This is a genomic window from Thermogemmatispora onikobensis (assembly GCF_001748285.1).
Lineage (GTDB): Bacteria > Chloroflexota > Ktedonobacteria > Ktedonobacterales > Ktedonobacteraceae > Thermogemmatispora > Thermogemmatispora onikobensis.
The window spans coordinates 59,258-65,277 of the sequence record NZ_BDGT01000034.1; the positions used below are offsets into that span (position 1 = coordinate 59,258).

The 6,020-nt window shown below is 62.3% G+C and carries 3 protein-coding genes; 2 read left to right on the top strand and 1 reads right to left on the bottom strand.

The window, feature by feature from the left end:
• Window positions 1-15: 15 nt before the first annotated feature.
• Together BGC09_RS15125 and BGC09_RS15130 are read left to right on the top strand one after the other, a co-directional pair.
• Entirely contained in the window at window positions 16-1,239 is a 1,224-nt protein-coding gene (locus BGC09_RS15125; RefSeq protein ID WP_069804832.1) for a lipid II:glycine glycyltransferase FemX, read from the top strand.
• Between the two features lie 270 nt (window positions 1,240-1,509).
• Complete coding sequence (locus BGC09_RS15130; protein ID WP_069804834.1) at window positions 1,510-2,673, top strand: lipid II:glycine glycyltransferase FemX; 1,164 nt, start codon at window positions 1,510-1,512, stop codon at window positions 2,671-2,673.
• 271 nt (window positions 2,674-2,944) lie between these two features.
• Here the strand turns inward: BGC09_RS15130 and BGC09_RS15135 are convergent.
• Window positions 2,945-6,020 (bottom strand): tetratricopeptide repeat protein (locus tag BGC09_RS15135; RefSeq protein WP_141727803.1); only part of this gene is annotated, 3,076 nt, incomplete at its 5' end.

Sequence of the window (6,020 nt, forward strand, 5' to 3'; positions counted from 1 at the left end):
GACAGGCTTTTTGCTATGACAGTTGTTGTGCAAGAAATCACAGATCGTGAGCAATGGAACGCCTTTCTGAGGTCCCAGCCAGGGGGGCATCTGCTCCAGTCATATGAGTGGGGCGAGCTCAATAAGTATCTCGGTGGGCGCATTTACCGGTTAGGCGCGTTGGAGGGAGGCCGTTTGAGCGGGGCCATGATGGTTTCGGTCGCGCCGGTGCCGCTTCCCGTGCGTCTGCCCGGCCTCCAGCTCAACTGGCTCTACAGCTGCCGCGGTCCCACAGTCGAGGCACCAGACTCGCCAGCCCTCCCCGCGCTGATCGCCGAGGCTCACGCGATTGCTCGCCGCGAAGGTAGTGTGGTGCTGCGCCTCGAACCCAACATCGCCGACGATGATCCGCGTCTAGAGCAATGGCAGAGCGCCTACCGCGCGCTCGGCTTTCGTGTTTACCCCTACGCTGTCCACCCACGGCGCAGTTGGGTGTTGGACATTCGCCCCCCTTTAGAGACGCTCTTTGCCAATTTTAAGATGACCTGGCGGCAGAACGTGCGTGTGGCCGGGCGCAAGGGGGTCACCGTACGGGAAGTCAGCAGCGATGCCGATTTCGATGCCTACTATGCCTTACTGAAAATCACGAGTGAGCGTGACGCTTTTTTTATTCACAGCAAAGACTATCATCGCGAGATTCTGCGCCAGTTCGCCGCGCGCGGCGACGCCGTTCTGTTCCTGGCTGAACACGAAGGTGAGGCCCTGGCAGCCAAAATGTTGATTCGCTTCGGAAACTGGTGCTGGGATATGTTTGGGGCCACCGCAAACCATAAGCGCAATCTGAAGGCTGCCTACCTGCTCCAGTATCGCTGCATCCAGTGGGCTAAGGAGCAAGGCTGCACCCACTTCGACTTCCGTGCCATTCCAGAGGTGCTGGAGCCTGGAGAAGAAATGTGGGGTGTCTACGAATACAAGCAAGGCTTTGGCGGCTACTCGCGCCTCAATATGCCCACCCAGGACTACGTCTATCGCCCCCTGATCTATCGCCTCTGGAGCAAGCTGGTAGAGATTCGGCGCGAGCGGCGGCGAGCCGAGCGGCGGCGGGTTGAGCTAGAGCGAGCGGCGCGGGGCAGGCAGGGAGGCAAACCCACCTCTGCCGGTCAACCCGATCAATCCGACTCCTCCATGCAGGGTGACGGCAAAAAGGAGAAAGGCGCACGACCAGCGGAGCCAGCCTCGTCCTCCGGTGCCAGCCAGTGACTGCTGCCCTCCCTGCTCCGGCTAACGGGGTTTTACAGCCTGCCCTGCCCTGCGCCAGCAGCGATAACGGAGAGAGAGCTTCCGCTTTGTCCACCAGGCATCTGGCTGCTTCCAGCCAACCAGACGCGAGGTCAGTTGCTGGTCAGCGTCCTGAGCCGGGGCAGGGAACGAGAAACAGCCTCTTCTGTGAGTCCTGATCTGCCATCTATTCTGTATTGATCAAGCAAGAGATAGTGAACGTTGCACCTGTCCATCTCTGAGGGAAAGTTTATGGAAGCGCGCATTATCAGTGACCGGCAGCAGTGGAATGACTTTGTCGCTGCCTCGGTTTGCTGCAACATTACCCAGTCCTATGAATGGGGGCAGCTGGCCCCGCACCTTGGTGCCGAAGCCCTCTACACTGGCGTTGTCGATGATCAGGGGCAGCTCTGTGCCGCCATGCTTGTTCTCGTCTCGCGCCTGCCGGTGCTGGGAACCTACTTTTACGCGCCGCGTGGGCCAGTTATTGATGATCCCAGCTCGCCCGCGCTGGGTCAGCTTCTGGATTTCGTGCGCCAGGAAGCCCGGCGGCGCGGCGCCTTTATGCTCAAAGTAGAGCCGAGCGTGCCCGATGGTGATGAGCGCTGGCTGGCCGCCTTGCGCAGTCACGGCTTCCGCCGCACGCCCTACGCCATGCACATCCGACACGAGTGGGTGCTGGACATCCGGCCCGACGAGCAGGCCCTTCTGGCCAACATGAAAGAGAAGTGGCGCTACAACATTCGCCTGGCGGCGCGCAAAGGTGTCAGCGTACGACGGGGCGAAGGGCCAGCAGACCTTGATACCTTTTACCGTCTCTACCGCATCACCAGCGAGCGCGATCGCTTCTTCATCCACGAGAAGCCCCACTACGAGGACATCTTGCGCCTCTACAGCGAAGGCGACCGCGCTGCACTCTTTCTCGCCGAATATGAAGGGCAGGCCATTGCCGGTCTCATCGCCTTGCGCTTCGGTCGCTGGAGCTGGTATATGTACGGCGCCTCCTCCAACGAGCACCGCAATCGGATGCCCAACCACCTGCTCCAATGGACTGCCATCCGCTGGGCCAAAGAGCACGGCTGCTGGTACTACAACTTCCGCGGCATTCCCGATATTCTGGAGGAAGGGCAAGAGCTGTGGGGGGTCTACGTCTTCAAGCAAGGCTTCGGTGGCTATCCCTTGCGCTTCCTGGAGACCCACGACCTTGCCTACAAGCCGCTCGTCTATCAGACCTACCGTCGCCTGCTGGATCTGAAGCGCTGGCGCGATCAGCAGCAGCGGAGCCGCTTAGAGCGTCAGCAGCAGACTCAGCCGACGGCCAGCGCGCGCGAGCAGTCAGCCCGGGAGCAGCGTTCAGCCGGAGCTGGCGCCAAACAGGAGGAAGTAGCCCTGCCCGGCCTCTCCCAGCAGGGCTAGAGAGCGTCCCACCCGCCCAGCAGGCATCTTGAGCCTGGCCCACACAAACAAGAGGGGGGATCGGCTCCACAGTTCTGCGATTCTGCCGATCCCCCCTTTTTGAGCGCTGCCGTCATGCGGCAGGCCAGGCTGGCCTGTCTCCAACTTCATCAGAGGAGAGGTCAGCTTTAGCATCTTGATCTCCCCCACGCGATCCGAGAGCGTCGGAGTGGGTCGCCCCGGATTCTCCAGACGAGGCGAGCCACAGCAGCGCGAGCCAGGCAGGCGCAGGCTACTGACCAGAGCGCAGCGCCTGCAAAGCGGCCAGACGCTCGCGCGCAATGGTGCTATCGGGTTTCACGCGAGCCAGGTTCTTATACACGCGGCTCGCCTGCTCATACTCCCCGACCGACTGATAGGTCTGCCCGAGCATATCGTAGGCTTCGTAGTTATGGCGATCGATCGCAATCAACTGCTGCAGGGCAGCCACGGCCTCCTTGACCTGATGGGTTTCGAAGTAGTAGCGAGCCACCACCGTCTGATACTCGGTGGCCTCGCGCGTGCGACCGATGCGCCAGCAGAAAGCCACGACCTCGCGCAAGAGGCTCATATCGTTAGGAGCGAGGTCGACAGCGCGGCGATAACAAGAGAGAGCCTCCTCATTATTGCCCATCTCGGCATAGATATCGGCGATACGGCGCATCGCCTCAGAGGCTTCACCGCGCTGATTGCGGCGTTCGTAGATATCGGCCAACAGGCGCAGCTCAGCAATGCCCTCTTCGAGCTGGCCACGATTAATATAGATCTCAGCCAGCTCGGCATGAGCGCGTGGGTCCTGGGGAGCCAGGCGTACCATCTCATTGAGCACATTGAGAGCGTTATCGCCCTGGCGCTTGCTGAGATAATAGCGAGCCAGCTCAGCATATTCCTGGAGGGCGCTGTCGATATCGCCCTGCCGCGCCGAGATCTCGGCCAGAGCCGAGGCCACCTCGTCCTGATAGGTGGTCACCTGTTTAATGCGGCGGAGCACGGCCTGCATCTGTTCCTCTTTGCCGGCGCGGCGGTAGGCTTTGGCCAGCAAGAGGGAGATCTCCACCTCGGGGGCCTGATGCTCCTCGTCGTCCTCGCGCGGGCGGGCCGCCCAGATAGTTGGGTCCATGGCAGCCGGCGAACGGCGCACCAGTTGCAGGGCCTGCTCCAGTTGCTGGATAGCCTCCTCGGGCTTCCCCTGGGAGAGCAAGCAATGGGCCATACTCACGCGGGCCAGCACCTCCACCGCGCTATCGCGTGTGGCCTGCTGGTAGGAAGCCACGGCGCGATCGAAGTAGCCGGCCTGCTGATGGATCTGACCCAGGGAGAAATGGAGATCGGCGTTATTGGGCTGCAGTTCGAGGGACTGTGTATATTCGCGCGCAACCACCTCATAATGGCGCTGGCCCTGACCCCGCAACTGCCAGCGGATGCGAGTCAATAGCTCCAGAGCAGAAGCGCGGCCAGCGGGAGCGGCCCCGGTAATCATCAGGAGATGCCAGCGCACCAGCGCCACGATGTTGCGCGGGTCGACCTGCAGCACGCGCTGGTACTCAGCGGCGGCCTGCTGAGAACGACCGAGCTTTTGCAGAGCCAGAGCATAATTCAGGCGAGTGGGCACGCTTGTTGGACTTTCCTGCAGGGCCTGCTCTAACTCGCTAAGGGCGCGATCCATGTAGCCCAGGCGAAGATAAGCCTCAGCGGCTTGAGTACGCTCACGCAACAGGTCCTCTTTATTGCCATGAGAGGAGAGCAGATTAATCAGACGCATGCGGTACGTCAGATTATTCGGCTCCAGTTGCAGGATACGCCGATAGGTAGCGATTGCGTCGTCGATGCGCCCATTGGCGATATAGGTATCGACCAGGATGGCGTACTTTGTGATCGCCTGCTCGATGCGGCCCTGGCGTACATAGATCTCGCAGAGCACCTGATGGACATCCAGATACTGGGGAGCGATCTCGATGACCTTCAAGCACTCATCGATGGCCGAATTCAGCAAGCCATGCTCGATGTAGCGCTGGATGTCTTGCATCGAGCGCACCACCTGCATACGGATGCCTTCGGGCAGGGAAGCCGTGCTGGCGAGCACGGCGCCAGCCACCTGCTGCAAGGATTCATCGCGGGCCGTAGTACCGGCGATTTTACTCAGCAGCTCCTCGACATTATCCTTCGTGGGAGAAAGGGGCGTCGGCGCAGCCGGGCTGAGCTGCTCCAGTGTCAAAGGAGCGGGAGCCGGGGCGGCGGCGGCGGGTGGCGCTGCCGGTGGCGCAGACATCTGGCCCTGGGCAGGGAACGGATTTGGAGCTGGGGCCGGAGCGGGAGCGGGCGCCGGCTGAGCCACTGGGGCTGCTGAGGCTGCTGAGGCCGCCGGGGCCGGGGGTTGCAGCTCCACCTGCCGGGTTGGACTATCGGTCAGCCAGGAAGCCGATGAAGCCGGGGCTGGTGGATTGGGAGCCGTGGGCGACTGGGGTGGCGCTGCTGGAGCCGCTGGCTGGGGCGCCGGGGCAGGAGCTGCCGGCGACGGCGCGGGAGCGGGCGCAGCGGCAGACGGCGCTGGCTGCGCAGGCGCAGGCTCATTGAGAATGCCCGTCAGCCAGTCGGGCAATTCACCGGCAGCGGACGCGGCAGACGGTGCCGGGGCAGGAGCCGAGGTCGGCGCAACAGGAGCGGCGGGAGGCTGAGGGGCCGCTGCTGGGCCGGGGCCGGGTACCGAGAACATCATGGTTGCCGCATCCTGGATGGACGGGGTCACCGGCTGCTCAGGTGACAGTCCAGGAGAAACCTGCAGCTGTTGCTGTTGCAAGGAAGGTGGCGGCGTACTGGGCTGAGGAGGAGGCGGCGGCGCACTCTGCATCTGCTTCAAGAGCAGCTCCACCTGGGCGACTTTGTCGCTCCAGCCACGGCTGCGCAGGAAGCCAAGCAGCGCGTTATAAATGGTCAGGGCCTGCTCCTGCTCGCCGAGCAAGCGATGGGCCTCTGCCGCTTCCTGACAGAGCTGGACCAGCTGATCTGCCTCCTCAATCGTCAGGGCATCGAGATTGACGCGGTCGACAGCCTCATCGAAATGGACGGTGGCCGTGCGCAGATCGCCACGCGCGCGATAGCACTGCCCCAGGGCGTAGTAGCAAGAAAGCGCGTATTCAGGGTCATTGAGCAGCATCTGGAACTGGCGGATCGCGTCATCCCAGCGCTTCTGCTCCTGATAGAGCCAGCCCAGAAAGTAGCGAGCATCGGGACGATCGAAGCCGCTTTCGAGGATCTGCTCACAGAGATCGATGGCATCGTTATAGCGACCCTGGGCCTGGAAAGCCTGCGCCTGACGCAAAATGCCCGTA

Coding starts and splice junctions, on each gene's coding strand:
- BGC09_RS15125 (WP_069804832.1), top strand. CDS start 16: ATGACAGTTGTTGTGCAAGAAATCACAGATCGTGAGCAATGGAACGCC.
- BGC09_RS15130 (WP_069804834.1), top strand. CDS start 1,510: ATGGAAGCGCGCATTATCAGTGACCGGCAGCAGTGGAATGACTTTGTC.